At 54.8% G+C, this 22,928-nt stretch carries 18 protein-coding genes; 13 read left to right on the top strand and 5 right to left on the bottom strand.

Features of this window, described 5'->3' with window-relative positions; translation table 11 throughout:
• Window positions 1-15: 15 nt before the first annotated feature.
• The 8 genes from M4I31_RS20975 (at window position 16) to M4I31_RS20940 (ending at window position 9,183) form a co-directional block, all read left to right on the top strand.
• Entirely contained in the window at window positions 16-498 is a 483-nt protein-coding gene (locus M4I31_RS20975) for an Hcp family type VI secretion system effector (protein ID WP_085048420.1), read from the top strand.
• Between the two features lie 9 nt (window positions 499-507).
• Complete coding sequence (gene tssE, locus M4I31_RS20970; RefSeq protein WP_085048419.1) at window positions 508-885, top strand: type VI secretion system baseplate subunit TssE; 378 nt, start codon at window positions 508-510, stop codon at window positions 883-885.
• Between the two features lie 19 nt (window positions 886-904).
• Entirely contained in the window at window positions 905-2,626 is a 1,722-nt protein-coding gene (tssF, locus tag M4I31_RS20965) for a type VI secretion system baseplate subunit TssF (protein ID WP_085048418.1), read from the top strand.
• Window positions 2,590-3,534, top strand: a complete 945-nt coding sequence (locus M4I31_RS20960) for a type VI secretion system baseplate subunit TssG (RefSeq protein WP_085048417.1) — start codon at window positions 2,590-2,592, stop codon at window positions 3,532-3,534. Before tssF ends, M4I31_RS20960 begins: the two co-directional genes overlap by 37 nt.
• Complete coding sequence (gene tssH, locus M4I31_RS20955) at window positions 3,525-6,026, top strand: type VI secretion system ATPase TssH (protein WP_085048416.1); 2,502 nt, start codon at window positions 3,525-3,527, stop codon at window positions 6,024-6,026. The genes M4I31_RS20960 and tssH overlap by 10 nt, the downstream gene beginning before the upstream one ends.
• Before the next feature lie 74 nt (window positions 6,027-6,100).
• The gene (locus M4I31_RS20950; RefSeq protein WP_139815565.1) at window positions 6,101-6,607 is read left to right on the top strand and encodes a hypothetical protein; all 507 of its coding nucleotides are present in this window, start codon (window positions 6,101-6,103) and stop codon (window positions 6,605-6,607) included.
• Window positions 6,608-6,697: 90 nt separating this feature from the next.
• Window positions 6,698-8,662 carry a type VI secretion system Vgr family protein gene (locus M4I31_RS20945; protein ID WP_250856826.1) on the top strand — a complete coding sequence of 655 codons (1,965 nt, stop codon included), beginning with the start codon at window positions 6,698-6,700 and terminating at the stop codon, window positions 8,660-8,662.
• Entirely contained in the window at window positions 8,662-9,183 is a 522-nt protein-coding gene (locus M4I31_RS20940) for a toxin-antitoxin system YwqK family antitoxin (RefSeq protein ID WP_085048414.1), read from the top strand. The genes M4I31_RS20945 and M4I31_RS20940 overlap by 1 nt, the downstream gene beginning before the upstream one ends.
• A gap of 21 nt (window positions 9,184-9,204) precedes the next feature.
• Here M4I31_RS20940 and nrdG read toward each other — a convergent pair whose 3' ends face one another.
• From nrdG to treR, 5 genes are all read right to left on the bottom strand, one after another.
• A complete protein-coding gene (gene nrdG / locus M4I31_RS20935; protein ID WP_085048413.1) occupies window positions 9,205-9,669 on the bottom strand; it encodes an anaerobic ribonucleoside-triphosphate reductase-activating protein in 465 nt (154 codons plus the stop codon).
• Window positions 9,670-9,789: 120 nt separating this feature from the next.
• Window positions 9,790-11,928, bottom strand: coding sequence for an anaerobic ribonucleoside-triphosphate reductase (gene nrdD / locus M4I31_RS20930; RefSeq protein WP_038636715.1), 2,139 nt, complete (start codon window positions 11,926-11,928; stop codon window positions 9,790-9,792).
• A 409-nt stretch (window positions 11,929-12,337) separates the two neighbouring features.
• On the bottom strand, window positions 12,338-13,990 hold the full coding sequence (gene treC, locus M4I31_RS20925; protein ID WP_085048412.1) for an alpha,alpha-phosphotrehalase: 1,653 nt from the start codon (window positions 13,988-13,990) through the stop codon (window positions 12,338-12,340).
• A gap of 49 nt (window positions 13,991-14,039) precedes the next feature.
• Complete coding sequence (treB, locus tag M4I31_RS20920) at window positions 14,040-15,458, bottom strand: PTS trehalose transporter subunit IIBC (RefSeq protein ID WP_038636721.1); 1,419 nt, start codon at window positions 15,456-15,458, stop codon at window positions 14,040-14,042.
• 156 nt (window positions 15,459-15,614) lie between these two features.
• Window positions 15,615-16,562: a trehalose operon repressor TreR gene (gene treR, locus M4I31_RS20915; protein ID WP_038636723.1), complete on the bottom strand. Its 948-nt coding sequence runs from the start codon at window positions 16,560-16,562 to the stop codon at window positions 15,615-15,617.
• Here treR and mgtL point away from each other — a divergent pair.
• The 5 genes from mgtL to M4I31_RS20895 all read left to right on the top strand — a co-directional run bounded on the left by mgtL (window position 16,534) and on the right by M4I31_RS20895 (window position 22,901).
• Entirely contained in the window at window positions 16,534-16,806 is a 273-nt protein-coding gene (gene mgtL, locus M4I31_RS24145) for a mgtA regulatory leader peptide MgtL (RefSeq protein WP_353654526.1), read from the top strand. The genes treR and mgtL overlap by 29 nt on opposite strands.
• Window positions 16,807-16,950: 144 nt before the next feature.
• Window positions 16,951-19,659, top strand: coding sequence for a magnesium-translocating P-type ATPase (gene mgtA, locus M4I31_RS20910; protein WP_069324770.1), 2,709 nt, complete (start codon window positions 16,951-16,953; stop codon window positions 19,657-19,659).
• A 375-nt stretch (window positions 19,660-20,034) separates the two neighbouring features.
• The gene (locus M4I31_RS20905; RefSeq protein ID WP_085048411.1) at window positions 20,035-21,012 is read left to right on the top strand and encodes a TRAP transporter substrate-binding protein; all 978 of its coding nucleotides are present in this window, start codon (window positions 20,035-20,037) and stop codon (window positions 21,010-21,012) included.
• 62 nt (window positions 21,013-21,074) lie between these two features.
• Window positions 21,075-21,584: a TRAP transporter small permease gene (locus tag M4I31_RS20900; RefSeq protein WP_038636733.1), complete on the top strand. Its 510-nt coding sequence runs from the start codon at window positions 21,075-21,077 to the stop codon at window positions 21,582-21,584.
• A gap of 30 nt (window positions 21,585-21,614) precedes the next feature.
• Window positions 21,615-22,901 (top strand): TRAP transporter large permease, encoded by a 1,287-nt coding sequence (locus tag M4I31_RS20895; RefSeq protein WP_003839607.1) that lies wholly within the window; start codon window positions 21,615-21,617, stop codon window positions 22,899-22,901.
• The last annotated feature ends 27 nt before the right edge of the window (window positions 22,902-22,928 follow it).

Raw genomic sequence — 22,928 nt, 5'->3', positions numbered from 1 at the left:
TTAAGGAGATAAACCATGGATGCAATTTTTTTAAAGCTCGACGATATCAAAGGCGAAAGTCAGGTTGATGGATTTAAAGATCAGATAGAGATCATGTCCTACAGCCATAACGTCGCAATGCAGGTCACCAACGACGTCAGTAACACCGAACGCACCTCCGGACGGGCGCACGTGGGGGAAATGTCGCTGACCAAGTTTGTCGACCTTTCCACGCCAAAGCTTAATGAGTACTGCTGCAGCGGGAAGATGATTAAAGAAGCCGTGTTGACGTTATGCCGTAATGATGACGACAAAATACTGCCACTTATCGTGTATACCCTGGATAACGTGATTATCTCGCATCTGAGCGTGAGCGGCGGTTCCGGTGGCAAACCGGTGGAAACGATGTCGCTAAATTTCACCAAAATTAAATGGGAAATTACCGCTCAGAAACTGGGAGGTCAGAAAGAGGGTAACGTCTCTTCCGTCTGGGATATGGCGATGAATAAGAAACCGTAACTTGAGGTAATGCCCATGTCACTACCCGTCGCGCTGCTCGACAGACTGATGGATGAGGACATTACGCCGCGTGAGTCGGTTTGCCGGGAGTTGAGAAGACTGTTCAACTCCCGTGCGGCAGAAGATGCTGACACATTGCCGGTGCTGCTTGCCTGGGGCGTCCCGGAATGGCACGGGCTGAACGCAGGCGATGAACGGGTGCTGCGTTGGTATTGCCGTCAGCTGCGCGCTGTTATTTTGCGCCATGAGCCCCGGATTCAGGCGCTGATCGTGAGCGTAAAAGATGCCCATCATCAGACGCTGGCGCTGCAACTTGACGCGATGCTGTGGAACGACGACGAACCGCTAACGCTGGAGCTGGCGTACCAAAATGGCGGTTGGCGATAACCCGTATCAGGGGAGATCAATGGACGATCGATTGCTTGATGATTATCTGCAAGAGCTACGATGGCTGCGAACCGCCAGCGGTGAATTCGCTCGTCGGCATCCGCATGTTGCTTCCCGACTGCGGCTGAGTGAATTCGATTGCCCGGATCCCCATGTTGAACGACTTCTGGAAGGCTTTGCGTTGCAAAGCGCCAGGCTGCATCAGCGTCTTGATGACGGCTTTGGTGAGCTATGCGACTCGCTACTGGAACAGCTCTCTCCCCATTTGTTACGCCCTTTTCCTTCTTGCGCAACCGCTTGTTTTACCGCCGATCCGCTGGCGGGCGATCTGAGTCAGGGCTACATGCTTCCTGCCGGAACGCCGTTATACGCGCAAACGGAAAGTGGAGAAACGGTCTGGTGGCGCACGGCATTGGCGCAAACGCTATGGCCTATCGAGATTGAAAATGTTGACTGGTGTGATGCCGCACAGGCCCGGCAGTTGAGCGGAATGGCGCAGGCGCGTGGCGCATTGCGTATTCAGCTACGTTGCCTGCCGTCGCATCAGTTCTCAACGTTGGCGGTAACACAGTTGCGCATTCATCTCAGCGGTTCGCCGCAAATCAATGCCACGCTGTTTGATTTGTTATACGCCCATGTCATTGGGCCGCTGCGCCCACATCCCATTGGCCTGCTGAATGCCGAAAAGATTTTGCCCAGCGAACCGGGCGTAGAGTCCAGCGTGCTGGCGCTCAGTGCCTGGATGAACTGTCCGCAGACGCTGATGTATTTTGATTTACCGCTGCCGTCGACGGGCGAGGGCGACAGTATCACGGTGTGTATCCCTTTCGACAATGCTCCACAGGCAGCACAGCATATTAAACCTGGCGATATTCGTCTGGGCTGCGTGCCGGTAATAAACCTTTTTACTCGCACCTCAGAGCCGCTGTTTGTCGAACATACCCAGAGCGAACATCGGCTGGTCGCCGATCATCATGACAAAAATGTGCACATCTACCGCGTACAGGCGCTGTGGATGAGTCGCCGTGAGAAAGCCTGGCGCGTTCCTGCGTACTACTCAGCCCAGGGGCATAGCGAGGCCCGCTGGTTCTGGTATGCACGGCGTCACCGCCACCAGGGGAATGCGCTGTGGCTAACGCTAGTGGACAGCCGTTTTGACCCGTATATTGCGGATGAAGAAACCAGTCTGACGGCAACGCTCTGGTGCAGCAACGGTGAGCAAGCCGCACAACTTACAGCGGGAACGCCATTGAACTTCGAAGTGCCGGGCCCGGTTGCGCAAGTACATTTACTGGGTACGGCGACCACGCCTTCTGAGCCAGCATTACAGCGGGACACGCGCTGGAAGTTGCTTTCCTCGCTGGCGCTCAATCACCTGTCGCTGGTGGAAGGCGAGATGGCGCTGGCGTCGCTGAAAGAGCTGCTGGCGCTGTACGCCCCTTCCGCCGCGTCACCCGCCGTCTGGCAACAGATTAATGGTATTCGCGAGATGCGTTGCCAACGGGTCAGTGAGCATCGGGGAGGTGATGCCTGGCGCGGTTGGCATAACGGCATCCGGGTGACGTTAGCCCTTGAACCACAATCATTTACTGGCAATAGCCGACTGCTATTTGCCGGCATCATCGCCCGTTTTCTGGCTCGCAATGCCACCGCGAACTGCTTTGTTCGTACGGTATTGCAGGAAGATGGAGAGGAACTGTCGCTATGGACAGAAGCCGAACAGACCGCGCTGATAGCGTAATCGCCCAATTGCGGCGCGAGCCGTGGCGCTTTTCGCTCGAGCAGTGTATCCGCATCTTACGGGCGAGCGGTGAAACGCCCGCGCTGCGGGGGGAACTGGGGCTGGCGTTCACGCCTGCGGAGGTGTCGCTGCGCGACGGTACCCTTCAGGTCCACAGCCTGGGGCCGGGCGGAGCCGATGGGGTGCTTCCCTACGGCTGGCTGGAATGGCTGCAACAGGCGGCGCAGGATAAAAACAGCGCGTCGCAGGACTTTATTCATCTGTTTCAACAGCGCTTGATTCAACATCACTGCCATAGCCTGAGCCTGTATCGGCTGGCAACGCCTTACGCCAGGCGAGAAGATGCGCCGGGGTTTACGTTGATGCGGGTGCTGTGTGGTTTTGAGCTGGATGCCGTAAAAAAGCCTCAGTCTGGGCAGCTACAGCGTCTGCTGTCGCAAAGCAGCGGGCTGGCGAATCGTCGGCGTTCAACGGCGGGATTTGTGGCGCTGGTGGCGGCAACGCTCGGTATCACCGTTCATATTGAGGAGTTTATCGGGCGCTGGCAATCCTTGCCGCTGGCGTCTCAAAGCCGGACCGGGTGTCGGCTGGGGCGCAATAGCGTCGCTGGTCGGCGAATATGGAATCAGCATGCGGCGCTACGGGTGCATCTGCGTGCGGAAAATGCCGCGCAGTGGCGAACATTTTTACCTGGCGGGCGGGGATTTATTCAACTGAGCAAATTAGCGGAAATCTGGTTTGGCGCGGGAATAACGCTGGAATTGATGATGCGCGCAACCCTGACTCTGGATCATCGCTTAACCCGCGCTGCACCGCCGCGTCTGGGTTATACCGCGCAACTGGCAGGGCGCAAGCCCGCCATGTTCCATTGCCAACAGCATCTTGAGGAGAACAGTAAATGGATTTGAAAGCGCTGGTAAAACGACTGAACCCAATTTGTTTTCGTGCGCTGGAACAGGCCGCCGAACGCAGCCGGGCGCAGGGACACTGGTTCGTTGAGCCGGAGCATATGCTGCTGGCTTTACTGGATGATGAACGCTGTGATTTAGCGTATTGCCTGAGCAACGCGGCTATCTCCACCGATACGTTACGTGAAGAGATCCAGCGTGCTCAGGCGCAGTTCAAAACGGGCTGTACGCGGATGCCGGTGTTTTCCGTACACCTGATAGAGCTACTGGAAGGGGCGATTTTGCAGGCGACGTTCCAGCGTATTCCTCTGGTTCGTTCGGCCTTATTGCTCCTGACCTTACTCACCCGAGAACGGCTGCGTACCCAGTTGGCGCAGGGAATGCCACTATTGTTACAGCTTCCGGCTGCGGAGCTGGAAAGCCAGTGGCAGAACTGGTGTCGCAACTCCGTTGAGGAGGCTGCAGACCCTGACAAGGGCGAATCCCCGAAGCGTGAAGGCGGGGTTCTGGATCAATATACGCACGATCTGACGCGTGACGCGCGGGAAGGGCGGATCGATCCGATCATCGGGCGCGACGCGGAGATCCGCCAGTGCATCGACATCCTGCTGCGCCGTCGGCAGAACAACCCGATTCTGGTGGGCGCGCCAGGTGTGGGGAAAACCGCCGTCGCCGAAGGGCTGGCGCTGCGCATCGCCGAAGCCAGCGTGCCGCCGCCGCTGCGTGATGTCGCTCTGCTGGCGCTCGATCTTGGCTTGTTGCAGGCGGGAGCGGGCGTGAAAGGTGAATTTGAGCAGCGACTAAAAGGCGTCATTGACGCCGTTAAAAAATCCCCGCAGCCGATTATTCTGTTTATTGACGAGGCCCATACGCTGATTGGCGCGGGCGGCGCCGAGGGCGGCAGTGACGCCGCCAACCTGCTGAAACCGGCGCTGGCGCGTGGGGAACTGCGTACCATCGCCGCCACCACCTGGCAGGAGTACAAAAAATATTTCGAGAAAGATCCGGCGCTGGACAGACGTTTTCAGCGTATCCAGATCGAGGAACCGGACGAGAACAGCGCGGTAATTATGCTGCGGGCGGTGGCCGATAAACTGGAGGCGCATCACGGGGTACAAATTCTGGATACGGCGATCCGCGAGGCGGTGCGCCTCTCGCAGCGCTATATCTCTGGTCGCCAGTTGCCGGACAAAGCGATCAGCGTACTCGACACCGCCTGCGCGCGGGTGGCGCTGGCGCAGCATGACGTGCCGCCCCAGCTTGAGGAGATCCGTCAGCATCTGGCGGCCATTGAAGAAGAGAGCGAACGTCTGAATCGTGAGCTGCTGGTGGGCGTCGATCATCACGACAGGCTGTGTGAACTGGAAGCGCAGGCGGAAAAACTCCACCAGCAGGCGCGGGAGGTGGAGGAGCGCTGGCAGGACGAGCGCCAGCGGGTCGGCGAGCTACAGGCCGCCCGTCAGCGAATGCTGGATCTCAGCGTGCGGCTGGAAGAGGATGATGAACTGGAAGAGGAACTGGTGGAGTGCGCCGCGCTGATCGGCAAACTGGAAACCGCCGCTGCCCAGCTACGTGACGAAGTGCCGCTGGTGCCGGACTGCGTCGATCCCGCCACGGTGGCTTCGGTGATCAGCGGCTGGACCGGGATCCCAATCGGCCAGATGCAGACCGATGAAGCCCACGCCCTGCGCACGCTGGTTGCACAGATGAGCGAGCGGGTAATGGGACAACAGGCAGCGCTGGAGACCATCGCCCAACGCCTGCGCGCCTATCGCAGCGGCCTGACCGATCCGCAAAAGCCGGTCGGCGTGTTCCTGCTGGTGGGGCCAACCGGCGTGGGTAAAACCGAAACCGCCTATGCGCTGGCCGATGCTTTGTACGGCGGCGAACGCAATCTGATCACCATTAACCTGTCGGAATATCAGGAGGCGCATACCGTCAGCCAGCTCAAAGGCGCGCCGCCGGGCTACGTTGGCTACGGCAGCGGCGGGGCGTTAACCGAAGCCGTGCGCCGTCGCCCCTATTCGGTGGTGCTGCTCGATGAAATCGAAAAGGCGCACCCGGATGTGCTGGAGGCATTTTATAACGTTTTCGATAAAGGGGTAATGGAAGACGGCACCGGGCTGATTGTTGATTTTAAAAACACGGTGATGCTGGCGACCAGTAACGTCGGCGCGGAATTAATTCTCGACACGCCAGCGGCTGAATTAAACAGCGAGCGCTTTAACGAGGCATTGCGTGAGGAGTTATTAAAACATTTCCGCCCGGCGTTTTTAGCAAGGATGACCACGGTGGCGTATCGGGCGTTGGATGAAGAAATATTAAAAGGCATTGTGCTGGCGAAGCTGGAGAAATTAGCTCAGCGGTATTTTGTGGCGACGGGGGAGAAATTAAATATGGAGGATGGGTTGGTAGAAAGGGTTATGGAGAAGTGTAAAGGAGCCGGGGCCAGAGATGTGGAGAACCTGGTGGTTGGGGATTTTTTTAAATAATGAATATATGAGTGTTTATTAAATGTAAAATTTGATATTAAAGTTAGAACTATATAAATTTAGAAGGAGTCAGTATGACAATTGAAGTTGTTCCTCACACTCTCGCGCCTAGTGGGCATTGGACACAAGAAGATTCTGATTTTACTGGAGAAATGCGTAGGCGTCCAGATAATCATGCCGAAATGATAGCATTGTGTAAATATTCAAATAAAGAAAGGGTATTGTTATTTGTGCAAAATGCATTTCCTTGTGATGATTGTCATAATACTTTTATTTCAAAAACAAAAATACTTCCGAAACCATTGTCAAAAGTAACGTCTAAAACAAGAACAATGATAGTGGAATCTAAGCCTTTGAAGATAATAATAAGTATCCAAGACGACAAAGGTACTTATCGCCCCTCTTTTTGCACGTCAGTGCCGGGAGGAGTTAAACCTCCATGTTTATTGATTTATCCAGGGGATGGTGGGGCTGATTTTTTATATATTGAAGGTCGTGATATATCTAAAATACCAAAATATATGTTTTCTGATTGTGCAAAGGGAATAACAATTGCGGAACTCCCACAGTATACATGGTGAATATCATCTTATGATGAAAAAATAATTCACATATAGATAACGTCTTCTGAAGATATTTTTATACAAAACTAAATTGGTTTGGAATTTATTATGCCCGACACCACTATAATAAAACTCACCGCCCCAACCCTGACCGGCCTTACCGCCGCCACTGTACACACCGACTCCCAGCTTAACAGCCTGACCACCGCCACCGTCGCGGGAACCACTTCCGCGCCGTTAACCTTAGACAGCACGCTGGCGACCCATCTGACTGCCACCATCAACAGCGCTGATTACGACGGGCTGATTGCCGAGGCGCACCAGCTCCCCGCCACCGCTAACGCCGATCGCTACCAGTTTGTCCTGCGTCCCTGGCTGTGGTGGCTGACGCTTGCCAGTAACAACCGTGTGTTCCAGAACCTCAGCGCGCAGGAGATCGTCGAGAAGGTGTTTAAAGACGCCGGGTTTAGCGACTACAAATTTCAACTGAAAAGCAAACCGGCGAAGCGTGAATACTGCCTGCAATACAACGAAAGCGATTTTAATTTTGTCTCGCGGCTGCTGGAGCAGGAGGGGATTTTCTGGTTCTTCACCCACGCAGCAAGCAAGCATACGCTGGTGCTGGCGGATGATAACAGCGCCTTCCCGCCGATACCTGGCGACAAAAAAGTGAAGTATCAGGCCGCAGCAAGCGGCGCACGGGAAACCGGGATGATTCGCTCGGCAGAACTGCATTTACAGGCCACCGCGCAGGGCTTCCAGAGCAGCGACTATAACTACGAGCAGCCAAAAGCGGCGCTGTTTGCCCAGGCCGGTGAGAAGAAGGGCGGTATGCAGTATCAGCATCCGGGGCGTTTTAGCGTTAAAGCCGAAGGCGACGCGCTGACGGCGTGGAAGGTTAACGCCCTGAAAGCGCAGGCGAAACAGCTGGTTGGTGAAAGCGACTGCGCGGCGTTGATGGCCGGGCACTGGTTTACGCTAACCGATCATGACGACAAATCTCTGAACATCGACTGGCTAATCACCGCCGTTAGCCACGAGTACGACGGTGAACGCTATCGCAACCGCTTCACTGCTATTCCAAAGGCCACGCCGTATCGCCCCCTCGCCGTGACGCCACAACCCTTTATGCATACGCAAACGGCGACGGTGGTGGGTAAAAGCGGCGAGGAGATCTGGACCGACAAACTTGGTCGGGTGAAGGTGCAGTTCCCATGGGACAGAGAGGGCAAAAGCGACGAAACCAGCTCCTGCTGGCTGCGGGTGGCGACGGCGTGGAGCGGCAACGGCTTCGGCGCGCAGTTTATCCCGCGCATCGGTCAGGAAGTGGTGGTGAGCTTTATCGACGGCGACCCGGATAAACCGCTGATTACCGGCTGCGTCTACAACGGCGCGAATGCGCTGCCGTACGCACTTCCAGCGAACCAGACCCAGTCGGGCATTAAAACCAAAAGTGAAAAAGGCTTCAACGAACTACGCTTCGACGACAAAAAAGATGCCGAGCTGCTGGCGATGCAGGCGCAAAAAGACTTCCAGCTTACCGTTCTTAACGACAGCAAAACGACTATCAGCCATGACGACATTCAGAACGTCAAAAACGACCGCACGCGTACCGTTGAAGAGGGCAACGAAACCGTCACCCTAAAAAAAGGCAATCGTGCGGTGAAAATCGAAAAAGGCAGCGACACACTGGAGGTAAAAGAGAAGCGCAGCGTGACGGTGAAAGGCGATCAGGAGCACGTCATCGACGGCAACGAGACGCATAAGGTAAAGGGCAACTACACGCTGAACGTCGATGGCAACCTGACGATTAAGGTCAGCGGTACGCTAACTCTCGAGAGCGGTAAAACGTTGGACATCAAGAGCGGGTCGGGTCTTAACGCCAGCGCGTCGGGCAGCATGAAGCTGGATGCCACCAGCATAGCCAGTGAAGCGAAAGCCTCTCTGACCCAGAAAGCCGCAACCATCAGCCACGAAGCAAAAGCCACGCTCACCAGCAAAGCCAGCGCGACCCAAACGGTGGATGGTGGCGGGATGCTGATAATTAAAGGTGGCCTGGTGAAGATTAACTGATGAGCGATACGCAGGAATATCACCTGGATAACACCCTGCTACGGGCAAATCTTGCGAACGACCAGCTAAACGGTGAGACGAGAATTGAAGAGAACGGACGCCTGCTGGCAGTTTTGCGATATCAACAGGGGGCGCTGCATGGGGTAATGGAGCGCTGGCATCCTAACGGTCAGCTAGCTATGCAGCAGGCGTATCGTGAGGGCAGGCCGGACGGTATTGCTCGTTACTTCTCGGAAAACGGCGAGCTACTGCGAGAAGAGCAGTGGCTTGACGGCCTGCTGCACGGCGAATGCCGCAGCTTTTATCCTTCCGGGCAGCTACAGCAGCGTGAGCAGTGGAGTCAGGGGTTGCGTCACCAGCTCAGCGAACAGTTCTATCCGGACGGCTCGCTTGCCCAGCGTCTCTGTTATGAAAAGGGGATACTGAAAGGGGAAGCGGAGCGCTGGCTGCCGGATGGGCGTGCCATTGATGCCCGTGGTAAAGCGCAATCGCGAATGAGTAAATGGACGGAGAGGCTGTGAACACGCCTCTCCTGAGTGATTTTATCGCAAATGATGCACGACCTGGTTGCTGCTACCGCGCCAGATCAGCGCCGGGTCTTTGAGGTCCTTCACAAATTTGCCATCAACCAGCACATTGATGAGATCCACCACCTGCATCTGTGCGGCGTTGAGTTCATCGAGCTTGTAGCCGGTCCACACCCAGATATCTTTCCCCGGACACTCAGCGCGAATACGTTGTACCAGTTGCAGAATATCCGGCACGTTTTGCGGATGCAGCGGATCGCCGCCCGACAGCGAAATTCCCTGACGGTGAATACGTGTGTCGTTCAGATCGGCAATGATCTTATCTTCCATCTCTTTGGTAAACGGCTCGCCGGAATTGAGCCGCCAGGTGCTTTTGTTATAGCAACCGGGGCATTCGTGCACGCACCCTGACACAAACAGGGTGCATCGGGTTCCTGGGCCGTTGACGATATCGACAGGATAGTATTGATGGTAGCGCATAGAGGATGTCCAGAAAGCATTTAGGCCGGATAAGGTGCTTGCACCGCATCCGGCAACATTGTGATGCCTGATGGCGACGCGATTGCGTCTTATCAGGCCTACGGCCTTTGCAAACGGATATTAACCGATCTGCCCATTGCCTAAATGCTTAACGCGGCGCTTCACTTCTTCCTGCTTACCGGCGTTAAACGGACGTGCGTCCGGGCTGCCTAAATAACCGCACACGCGGCGGGTGACCGACACGCGCGCGGCGTCGTGGTTACCACATTTCGGGCAGGTGAAGCCTTTACTGGTGCACTCGAACTCACCGGTAAAGCCGCACTCGTAGCATTCATCGATTGGCGTGTTGGTGCCGTAATACGGCACGTGCTGATAGCTGTAATCCCAAACGTCTTCCAGCGCTTTCAGGTTGTGCTGAATATTCGGGTACTCGCCGTAGCAAATGAAGCCCCCGCTCGCCAGCGGCGGGTATGGCGCTTCGAAATCGATCTTGTCGTACGGGTTCACCTTTTTCTCCACGTCGAGGTGGAAGCTGTTGGTGTAGTAACCTTTGTCGGTTACGCCCGGCACCACGCCAAACTCGGCGGTATCCAGACGGCAGAAGCGGTCACACAGGTTTTCACTCGGCGTGCTGTACAGGCTAAAGCCATAGCCGGTCTCGTCTTTCCACTGATCGACCGCCTGACGCAGACGTTCCACAATGGCGATACCTTTGGCGCGCAGCTGCTCGCTGTCATAGACATGTTTGTCGCCAAACAGCGCGTTGATGGTCTCATGAATGCCGATGTAGCCCAGAGAGATAGAGGCGCGACCATTTTTAAAGATCTCAGACACGTCATCGTCCGCTTTCAGACGCACGCCGCAGGCACCTTCCATGTACAGAATGGGCGCAACGCGGGCTTTTACGCCTTCCAGACGCGCGATACGGGTCATTAGCGCTTTACGCGCCAGCACCAGACGGTCGTCGAGCAGTTTCCAGAAGGTGGCTTCATCGCCATGGGCTTCCAGCGCGATACGCGGCAGGTTGAGGCTGATAACGCCGAGGTTGTTGCGACCATCGTGAACCTGTTCGCCGTTCTCGTTTTCCCACACGCCGAGGAAGCTGCGGCAGCCCATTGGCGTTTTGAACGAACCGGTGACTTTGACTACCTGATCGTAGTTCAGGATGTCCGGGTACATACGCTTGCTCGCGCATTCCAGCGCCAGCTGCTTGATGTCGTAGTTCGGATCGCCAAACTTGTGGTTCAGACCATCGCGAATCGCGAACACCAGTTTCGGGAACACGGCGGTTTTACGGTTTTTACCGAGGCCAGCAATGCGGTTACGCAGAATAGACTGCTGGATCAAACGCGATTCCCAACTGGTGCCCAGGCCAAAACCAAAGGTGACGAACGGCGTCTGACCGTTGGCGGTATGCAGGGTGTTCACTTCATACTCAAGGGACTGGAATGCGTCGTAGCACTCTTTCTCGGTACGGGAATGGGCATAACCGTCAGCGTCCGGGATCTGCCATTCTTCAGCGGTCTTGCGATGTTTATTAAAGCTCTCGGTCACGAACGGCGCGAGAACTTCATCAATACGGTTAATGGTAGTACCGCCATAAATATGGCTGGCAACCTGCGCGATAATCTGCGCGGTCACGGCGGTCGCGGTAGAGATGGATTTTGGCGGTTCAATCTCCGCGTTACCCATCTTAAAGCCCTGCGTCAGCATGCCTTTCAGGTCGATCAGCATGCAGTTAAACATCGGGAAGAACGGCGAGTAGTCGAGATCGTGATAGTGAATATCACCACGCTCGTGCGCCTGAACGACATCACGCGGCAGCAGGTGTTGGCGCGCATAGTGTTTGGCGACGATCCCGGCCAGCAGGTCGCGCTGGGTCGGGATCACTTTGCTGTCTTTGTTGGCGTTTTCGTTCAGCAGAGCAGAGTTGGTTTGCTCAACCAGACCACGAATTTCCTGGTTCAGACGGCCACGTTTTTCACGCTGGATATCACGGTCGTGGCGATATTCGATGTACGCACGGGCGAGTTGTTTGTACGGGCCAGACATCAGCTGGTTTTCTACCGCTGTCTGGATCTCGTTGATATCGACCTGGCTGCGCTCATTCATCAGGCTACTAACGACTTCTGCGACGGTGGCACAGTAATCTGCGTCATCGACTCCCGCTGCTTTAGCTGCACGCAGAATGGCTTCTTTGATGCGCTCTGATTTAAACGGCACTTTACAGCCATCTCGTTTCATCACATGCGGTGTCATGATCACTCCATATTTATAAGAACAGGTTATCCACAGAGGTTGGGGAAGCGACCATGGCTTTATTCATCTCTATTGCCAATGACTTCCCGCAATCCTGACCCACGTTATCCACAATTCCACCGTGAAGCGGTGCATTGTAGTTGTAGCAATTATAGGCTATTAATACAACATATTGGGTCGGCGTGCATTTTAAGTTCTATATGTAGTGATTTGCATCAAGGATGTTTACGATTTTTTTGATGTAGCGCAAAGTAAAAATCGGAGCGTACAGATGACGGGCGCTACAGCCGATTGTAAATTACCCTTGGAAAATTCTGATTAATTATTCAGCAAAAACAGGAAGGTAAGCTGAGCGTAGGCGACAACGCCCGGCCACGCTATGCGTACCGGGCCTGAACATCATTGCAAGCTATTTTTGCACCCACCAGACGGCTTCAAAAGGACGCAGCGTCATGTCAACGGGTTGGCTGGCGACCTCGGCATAGTTGTGCATCAGCACCTGCCAGTTTCCATCGGCATGCGTCGGTTGCCAGCTCTGGAAGGTATCGCTCAGGTTGGCAATGACCAGCAGCCGCCGTCCTTGCCATTCGCGCTGATAACACCATACGTGTGGGCTGTCTGGTAACAGATCCTGGTAATCGCCCCAGGTGATAACTGGCTCCGTTTTACGCAGGGCGATCAGCTTCTGATAGGTGTAAAACACGGAATCGGCATCATCAAGCGCCGCTGCAACGTTGATCTCGGCTGCGTTGTCACACAGATTGATCCACGGTTCGCCCGTGGTGAAACCCGCGTGCTGGCTGGCATCCCACTGCATTGGCGTGCGGCTGTTATCGCGGGATTTACTGGCGAGGATTGCCAGCAACTCTTCGGCATCGCGTCCCTGCCCGTTCAGTTCGGCGAACATGTTATGGCTTTCTACATCGCGGTAATCGGTAATCTGGCGGAAGTGCGGGTTGGTCATGCCAATCTCTTCCCCCTGGTAGATATAGGGCGTGCCCTGCATACCGTGCAGCACCATCGCCAGCATTTTGGCGGCGGGCACACGGTATTTCCCTTCATCGCCAAAACGCGACACGATGCGCGGCTGATCGTGGTTACACCAGAACAGCGCATTCCATGCGACGTTGTGCATGCCCTGCTGCCAGTGGCGGAACAGAGTTTTGAGCGCCACGTAGTCCGGTTTGGCTAACGTCCATTTTTCACCGTTGGGGTAATCCACCTTCAGGTGGTGGAAGTTAAAGGTCATCGACAGTTCGCTACCGTCCAGCGCGGCGTATTGCTGACAGTTTTCCAGCGTGGTGGAAGACATTTCGCCGACTGTCATCAGGCTACTTGGGGTGAAAACGTCGCGGTTCATCTCGCGTAAAAACGCATGCGCGCGCGGACCGTCGGTATAAAAACGGCGACCATCGCCGTCGGGATCGTTCGGGAAGTCCTGATCTTTGGAGATAAGATTGACTACGTCGAGGCGCAGGCCGTCCACGCCGCGATCGGCCCAGAACTCGCACACTTTTTTCAGCTCGGCGCGTACCGCCGGGTTTTGCCAGTTCAGGTCGGCCTGCTCAGGGGCAAAGAGATGCAGATAATACTGCTCGCTTTCGGCGTGCCAGCCCCAGGCGCTGCCGCCAAATTTTGACTGCCAGTTGTTCGGCGGGGTGGTCGGTTCGCCGTCGCGCCAGAGATAAAACTGACGATACGGGCTGTCTTTATCCAGCGCCTCACGAAACCAGGCGTGCTGGGTTGAGGTGTGGTTAAACACCATATCCAGAATAATGCGTATGCCGCGCGCTTTCGCCGCTGCTACCAGTTCGTCAAAGTCTGCAAGCGTGCCGTAAGCCGGGTCAACTGACATGTAGTCGGCGACATCGTAGCCGTTATCAACCTGCGGCGAAATGTAGAACGGCGTCAGCCAGATAGCGTCCACGCCCAGCTTTTGCAGATAGCCGAGGCGCTGCGTTACGCCGCGCAAATCACCCGTGCCACTGCCGGTGGTGTCCTGAAAACTCTTGGGATACACCTGATAGATAACGCCGTTTTGCCACCAGTGTGGAATATTCATTGCTGTTTCCTGGAGATACGATGGGGCGCAACTGCGCCCCGAAGAAAAGTTACACAATCTGTAATGTGCCCTGACGGTATTTACGCTGGTAGACGAATGAGGTCAGTACCATCGGGATAACGATCGCGATGACCATCGCCATGCCAAACACCTGCCAGTAAGTCGGCTGAATGGAGAGGATACCCGGCAGGCCGCCGACGCCAATGCCGTTCGCCATCACGCCGTTCAGGCCGCACAGCAGACCGGCGAGACCGGAGCCGATCATCGCGCACAGCATCGGGAAGCGGTATTTCAGGTTGATCCCGTACATCGCCGGTTCCGTTACCCCGAGATAAGCCGAGATCGCCGCAGGTACTGATATTTCGCGTTCATTGTGTTTGCGGCTGGAGATAATGATGCCGACCACCGCAGAAGCCTGAGCGATGTTTGACAGCGCAATCAGCGGCCATACCGGCGTACCGCCCATGCTCTGGATCATCTGCATGTCGATAGCCAGCGTGGTCTGGTGTACGCCGGTGATCACCAGCGGCGCATACAGGAAGCCGAACAGCGCCGCGCCAATCGGCGCAAAGCTGCCGGTCATCAGATGACGAACCGCGAACGCCACGCCGTCGCCGATCATGCGGCCAAACGGACCGATAAAGGCGTGCGCAAGGAACACCGCGAGGATCAGCGAGCACACCGGGACGATCACCAGATACAGATAATCCGGGACGATGCGTTTCATGCGCGTTTCAATAAACCCGAGCGCCAGACCGGCCAGCAGTGCCGGGATAACCTGCGCCTGGTAGCCCACTTTCTCTATGCTGAACAGGCCGAAGTTCCACACTTCCGGCACCTGTTGACCGAGCAGATAGGCGTTCATCAGCTGCGGCGAAACCAGGGTCACACCCAGCACAATACCGAGGATCGGCGTACCGCCCATTTTCTTCACCGCTGACCAGCAGATCCCGACAGGCAGATAGAAGAAGATCGCTTCGCCAATCAGCCACAGGAAGTCGTAGAGGGTTTTCAGCGACGGATGCATCTGCGCCAGCGTCTGCCCGTTACTCATTGGCAGATCGCCGATCACATTGCGAAAACCTAAGATCAAGCCGCCGCTAATCAGCGCTGGCAGCAGAGGGAAGAAGATCTCTGCAAAATGAGAAATGAGCTGTTCATGCCACTTCATGTTCTGCCGCGCGGCTTTTTTCGCCTGCTCTTTGTCGGCGCTGGCCTGGCCGGTGGTCGCCAGCAGCGCTTTGTAGTAATCGCCCACCTCGGTGCCAATCACCACCTGAAACTGCCCGGCGTTGGTGAAGCAGCCTTTGACCATCGGCAACTGCTCTATCTCTTTTGGCCTGGCATTCGCAGGCTGATTCAGCACAAAACGCAGGCGAGTGATGCAGTGGCTCACCGTAGCGATATTGTCGCGCCCGCCTACCAGCTCAATCAGCCGGTCGATGTCTGCTTGTTTTATTTTGCTCATGATGACGTGTATTCCCCGTAGGCCGGATAAGACGCGTTAGGTCGCCATCCGGCAACTCCCGCGTTGTTGGCGCAAGAGTATATCTTCGATGAATATTTAAAAACGGGAACGTTCCCGAAACGCAGCGAAGATCACAAATTAGCGCTCAGAAAGCGATCAGGCGAGGGTGGAAGGAATAACGATTTGCCGTGGTTCGCTGCGGCCATTGATCTGCTCGATCAGCTGCGAGGCCGCTTGTCGTCCGGCTTCGGCGTAACCGGGATCGACGGTGATAATTTCCGGATGGAGGAATTTCATTAGCGGTGTGTTGCCCACACTCGCCAACTGCAGATTATCAATCCGCTGCTCCTGCAGATATTTGCTGACCCCAAGGGCAAGGGTATCCGTCGCGCAGACTAAGGCGGTGGTTTCCGGGGTGATGACATTGGCGGCCTGCTCATAACCCTGCTTCATGGCCAGGCCCGGTAGCGCGGCAACCGGATGCAGTTTGTGTTTCTTACAGAATGCCAGGTAGGCTTCATGACGGCGCTTACCGGTGGTCACGTCGCTATGGGGGACGCCAAGAAAGCTAATATGGCGGTGGTCGCGATCGTATAAACGCTGCATCAGGGTATGAATAGCGCCCTCATCGTCATAGCAGACGGAGGCAAAGCCTTTGGCATCTCTGGCCAGCAGCACCAGAGAATCCTGCCAGGAGGTGAGCATCGTTTCGGTAATGCCGGTAAAACCAAACAGCACCACACCGTCAATATTACGGCGTCTGAGCATGCCCAGATGTTCTTCGACCAGTTCAGGCGAGAACTGGCTTTCCATCATGATCGGATCGTAACCCTGTTCATAAAAAGCGGGCAGCATGGTCTGCACGGCGAGATTTTCTGAAAGAGAATCCAGGCGCGTGACGATAATCGCCACCACCTTGTCGCTTTGCCCACGCATGGCGCGTGCGGAGCGGGAAGGGGAAAAACCGTGCTGATTCATCACCGCTTCGACGCGTTCGCGGGTACGTTCGCTGACGCCGCTTTCGTTGTTGAGAACGCGGGAAACCGTGGATTTCCCCACGCCGCTTAAGCGGGCGATGTCTTTAATGGTCAGCCGATTTTGCATCCTGTTTTCCCGTGTCGCGTGTGAAGTTATGCCAAAAGAGAATAACTTTACTCAAGCACAGTGCAATGGGCAAAGTCTGGTATACGTTTGGTTTAGTTTCTATGCTTTATCATACCGCCATAATTGCCACAAACCTTATGGTTTTCTGCGTATAATCCGCGGCGCTTATCATTCACTTACCGGAGGCTATATGGATCCCGATCCCACCCCTCTCCCGAGACGGAGAAACACAACTTTCCGGTAAGCCTGTCTTTCACTGTCTTACCGGATGCGTAAGACAGTGACGTTCTGACGTCCCTGTTGTGATTTTAAAATTGCCATCAGGCAAGGCTTTGCCACGCCTGAAAGATTTACTGCGCCTGTTAAGACTGGCGCAGGGGGACTGCCTATGTTCAAAAATATGACTCGCCAGCTGTTTGCCCGGCTTAACCGCCATTTACCACATCGTCTGGTGCATCGCGACCCGTTGCCCAATGCGCAGACCGTTGCCAGCACACCGATCCCGCCCTCGCTGAGCGAACATTGCCTGAAAATGGCGCTGATGGACGAAGCCGCGCTGTGGAAAACGTTTGGCGCACATCCGGAAGGATTAAACGCCGCAGAGGTCGAGAGCGCCCGCGAAATCCATGGCGAAAACCAGTTGCCGGCGCAGAAGCCGTCGCCGTGGTGGGTGCATCTGTGGGTCTGCTACCGCAATCCGTTTAATATTCTGCTGACCATTCTTGGCGCCATTTCCTATGCCACTGAGGATCTGTTTGCTGCTGGCGTAATCGCGCTGATGGTCGCCATCTCGACGCTGCTGAATTTTGTGCAGGAGGCGCGTTCCACCAAAGCGGCAGATGCGCTAAAAGCGATGGTCAGCAACACCGCCACGGTGCTGCGCGTTATCAACGAAAAAGGCGAGAACGGTTGGGTTGAACTGCCAATTGACCAGTTGGTACCCGGTGATGTCATCAAGCTGGCGGCAGGGGATATGATCCCGGCGGATTTACGTATCGTCCAGGCGCGCGATCTGTTTGTGGCGCAGGCTTCGCTGACCGGTGAATCGCTGCCCGTGGAGAAAGTCGCAACCAGCCGCGACCCGCAGCAAAGCAACCCGCTGGAGTGCGATACGCTGTGCTTTATGGGGACCAATGTGGTGAGCGGCACGGCGCAGGCTATCGTGATTTCGACCGGAGCCAATACCTGGTTCGGGCAACTGGCGGGGCGCGTCAGCGAGCAGGAAAGCGAGCAGAATGCCTTCCAGAAAGGGATCAGCCGCGTCAGCATGTTGCTGATCCGCTTTATGCTGGTGATGGCACCCATTGTGCTCATCATTAACGGCTATACCAAAGGCGACTGGTGGGAGGCGGCGCTGTTTGCGCTGTCTGTTGCGGTGGGGCTGACCCCAGAAATGCTGCCGATGATCGTCACCTCGACGCTGGCGCGCGGGGCGGTGAAGCTGTCTAAACAGAAAGTCATCGTCAAGCACCTTGATGCCATCCAGAACTTTGGCGCGATGGATATCCTGTGCACCGATAAAACCGGGACCCTGACGCAGGATAAAATTGTGCTGGAGAATCATACTGATATCTCTGGAAAACCCAGCGAGCACGTTCTGCATTCCGCGTGGCTGAACAGCCATTACCAGACCGGGCTGAAGAATCTGCTGGATACGGCGGTACTGGAAGGCGTGGATGAGGAATCTGCCCGCCAGCTTTCTACCCGTTGGCAGAAAATCGATGAGATTCCGTTTGATTTTGAACGTCGCCGCATGTCGGTGGTGGTGGCGGAAGAAACGGATGTGCACCACCTGGTGTGCAAAGGCGCGCTGCAGGAGATCCTCAGCGTCTGCACCCAGGTGCGCCACAACGGCGAGATTGTCCCCCTGGATGAGGGCATGCTGCGTCGGGTGAAACGCGTTACCGATACGCTGAACCGTCAGGGGCTGCGCGTAGTGGCGGTGGCCACCAAGTACCTGCCCGCGCGTGAAGGTGATTACCAGCGTATTGATGAGTCGGATCTGATCCTCGAAGGCTATATCGCGTTCCTCGATCCGCCGAAAGAGACCACCGCGCCGGCGCTGAAGGCGCTGAAAGCCAGCGGTATTACGGTGAAAATTCTCACCGGCGATAGCGAGCTGGTGGCGGCAAAAGTGTGCCATGAAGTGGGGCTGGATGCGGGCGATGTGGTGATTGGCAGCAGCATTGAAGGGTTAAGCGATGACGAACTGGCAACGCTTGCTCAGCGCACCACGTTGTTTGCCCGCCTGACGCCGATGCACAAAGAGCGCATTGTCACGCTGCTCAAGCGTGAAGGTCACGTAGTTGGCTTTATGGGCGATGGCATCAACGACGCTCCGGCGCTGCGCGCGGCGGACATCGGTATCTCTGTTGATGGCGCGGTCGATATTGCACGTGAAGCGGCGGATATTATCCTGCTGGAAAAAAGCCTGATGGTGCTGGAAGAAGGGGTGATCGAAGGACGCCGTACTTTTTCTAACATGTTGAAGTACATCAAAATGACGGCCAGTTCTAACTTCGGTAACGTGTTTAGCGTGCTGGTGGCGAGCGCCTTTTTACCGTTCCTGCCGATGTTGCCGCTGCACTTACTGATTCAGAACCTGCTGTATGATGTATCCCAGGTGGCGATTCCGTTTGATAACGTCGACGAAGAGCAGATCAAAAAGCCCCAGCGTTGGAATCCCGCCGAACTGGGCCGCTTTATGATCTTCTTTGGGCCGATCAGCTCGATCTTTGACATTCTGACCTTTTGCCTGATGTGGTTTGTCTTCCATGCCAATACGCCAGAGCATCAGACGTTGTTCCAGTCGGGCTGGTTCGTGGTGGGCCTGCTGTCGCAAACGCTGATTGTGCATATGATCCGTACCCGTCGCGTGCCGTTTATCCAAAGTCGCGCCGCATGGCCGCTGATGCTAATGACGCTGGTCGTGATGGTGGTGGGCATTGCATTGCCGTTCTCGCCGCTGGCCAGCTATCTGCAATTGCAGGCGCTGCCGCTGAGCTACTTCCCGTGGCTGATTGCGATTCTGGCGGGCTACATGACATTGACCCAATTAGTGAAAGGTTTTTATAGCCGTCGCTACGGTTGGCAGTAAACATCAAACTTCTCAGCAGGATGGTGTAAATACCATCCTGCATTTCTCTTTTTCATTCGAAAGATATTCTCGCGAAATCGTAGTGTTTTATTTTTATTGAAATGCTAGCTGAGGGAATTAGTATCAAATCGCCTTCTTTGCGTTGCTTTTTTATCAATAAAACGATCTGCGTTGCAAAAATGAAACACTGTGCTAAAAATTATTAGCGTCTGCGATTTTTTGTGAACGCAGTCATCGAAATAAATTGTTACACCAGCTAGTCTGCGCAGGTAACGTCGTTAAGAAAGTTTCTCGCTGCCCGTTTTAATTCCGGCAGTCATTTGCTCTGCAAGCTATTCCTGTTAATGGATATTATGAACTTCTGGAGAAGGACAAATGAAACTGACAAAAAACCTGTTAAGTCTGTGTATTGGCGCGTCCGTATTACTGGCGAGTCATGCAACGCTGGCACAAACTTTTCGCGCCGCGGATGTGCATCCGGCTGATTACCCGAACGTCGTCGCAGTGAAACATATGGGGGAGAAACTCAGCGCCGCGACCGATGGCCGTCTGGAGATTAAAACATTTCCAGGTGGCGTGTTAGGTGATGAAAAACAGATGATTGAGCAGGCGCAATTAGGCGCTATCGATATTATTCGCGTCTCAATGACGCCTGTTGCCGCCATTCTTCCTGAAATTAACGTATTTACCCTGCCGTATATCTTTCGCGATGAAGACCATATGCATAAGGTCCTTGACGGCATGATCGGTCAGGAGATTGGCGACCGCCTGACGGCCAATACGAAATCGCGGCTGGTATTCCTGGGTTGGATGGACGCCGGGACGCGCAACCTGATTACCAAAAATCCGGTGGTGAAACCGGAAGATTTACACGGTATGAAAATCCGCGTTCAGGCGAGTCCGATAGCGCTGGATACCTTAAAGGCGATGGGCGCTAACTCTATCGTGATGGGCGTCAGCGAAGTGTTTAGCGGTATGCAGACCGGCGTTATTGATGGTACGGAAAATAACCCGCCAACATTTGTTGCGCACAACTATTTACCGGTCGTTAAAAACTATACCTGGAGCAAACACTTTATTATTCCTGAGCTTTTTCTGTTTTCCAAAGCCAAATGGGATAAATTGAAAAAAGAAGACCAGGAACTCATTATTAAGCTCGCCAAAGAAGCGCAGGTTGAACAACGCAAACTTTGGCAAGAATATAATGCGAAATCTCTGGAAACTATGAAAGCCAATGGCGTTCAGTTCCACGATATTGATACGGACTATTTCTATAAAGCCACGCAGTCAGTGCGGGATAATTACGGTAAAGACCACCAGGATTTGATCAAACGTATTCAGGATATGAAGTAATTCATCAGGCGGAGGGGAGCAATCCTCAGCCTGAGTCTTTTGATTAATTCGAGGTGATAATTATGGGTGAATGTTATTCATCGGTAATGGATTTTCTTTATCGGGTCTCTATGTGGATTGCCGGTGTCGCATTATTGGTTATGGTCGCCATTATCCCAATTGGCATATTCGCACGCTATGTCCTGAACAATGCCCTGTCATGGCCTGAACCGGTCGCCATTCTTTGTATGGTGACGTTCACCTTTATTGGCGCGGCGGTGAGCTATCGCGCAGGTTCGCATATCGCGGTGAGCATGGTGATTGACCGTCTGGGGGAGTCCGCCCGTCGTTACTGCTCGATTGTCGCAGATATCATGTTGGTGGCGATCAGCCTGTTTATTCTCTGGTATGGAATCAATCTGTGTCTTGAGCTGTGGGACCAGCCTGTCGCGGAATTCCCGCTTTTAAGCGCCGGGCAAAACTATCTGCCGTTGCCGATTGGCTCCGCCATCACGCTGCTGTTTATCGCAGAAAAGATTTTCCGCGGCCCGCAATATCAACGTCCCGTTGTCATGCTGGGTTCAACCAGCTAGTTACCGCCCCCATTTCATTAAGGAAAGCAGATGGATGCATTTATTCTCGTCTTTACGCTTGGCATTATGCTGGCGATTGGGGTACCGGTAGCGTACGCGGTTGGCATTAGCGCCATCATTGGAGCCTGGTATATTGATATTCCGCTGGAAGCCGTGATGATCCAACTGACCAGCGGAGTAAACAAGTTTTCGCTGCTGGCGATCCCATTCTTTATTCTGGCCGGGGCAATCATGGCGGAAGGGGGGATCGCGCGCCGCCTGGTGAATTTTGCCTATATTTTCGTTGGCTTTATCCGCGGCGGGCTGTCGCTGGTAAATATCGTCGCCTCGACCTTTTTTGGCGCAATTTCAGGATCGTCGGTGGCTGATACCGCTTCTATCGGTTCAGTGATGATCCCGGAGATGGACAAAAAAGGCTACCCGCGCGACTTTGCCGCGGCGGTAACCGCCAGCGGCTCGGTGCAGGCGATCCTCACGCCGCCCAGCCATAACTCGGTTATCTACTCGCTGGCAACGGGCGGGACGGTGTCGATTGCCGCGCTGTTCATCGCCGGGATCCTGCCGGGCCTGTTGCTGAGCTTTAGCCTGATGGTGATGTGCGTGGCTTTTGCCCATAAACGCGGTTATCCAAAAGGGGAGCGCGTACCGTTTCGCCAGGCGCTGAAGATTTTCGTCGATACGCTGTGGGGATTAATGACGGTGGTGATCATCATGGGCGGGATCCTGTCAGGTATCTTTACCGCAACGGAATCCGCGGCGATTGCCTGTCTGTGGGCCTTCTTTGTCACCATGTTTATCTATCGTGACTATAAATGGTCTGAGCTGCCGAAGCTGATGTTCCGCACGGTGAAGACGGTCACTATCGTGATGATCCTGATAGGCTTTGCCGCCGCGTTTGGGGCCGTCATGACCTATATGCAGTTGCCGATGCGGATTACCGAAGCCTTCACCAGCATCTCGGATAACAAATATGTCATCCTGATGTGCATTAACATCATGCTGCTGCTGATCGGTACGCTGATGGACATGGCGCCGCTGATCCTGATCCTGACGCCAGTGCTACTACCGGTGACCAACGCGCTCGGCATTGATCCGGTCCATTTTGGCATGATCATGCTGGTGAACTTAGGGATCGGCCTGATTACGCCGCCGGTGGGGTCGGTGCTGTTTGTGGCCAGTGCGGTGAGTAAGCAGAAAATCGAGCAGGTGGTGAAGGCGATGCTGCCATTCTACCTGGTGCTGTTCCTGGTGCTGATGCTGGTGACGTACATTCCGGCGATTTCGCTATTCCTGCCGAAACTGTTTGGCGTGATGTGATAAATGCCCGGTGGCGCTCGCGCTTAC

The organism is Citrobacter sp. XT1-2-2 (assembly GCF_023516235.1).
GTDB lineage: Bacteria > Pseudomonadota > Gammaproteobacteria > Enterobacterales > Enterobacteriaceae > Citrobacter > Citrobacter werkmanii.
Note: the sequence above shows the minus strand (reverse complement) of the source record. Positions and strands in the feature narration are given on the sequence as shown.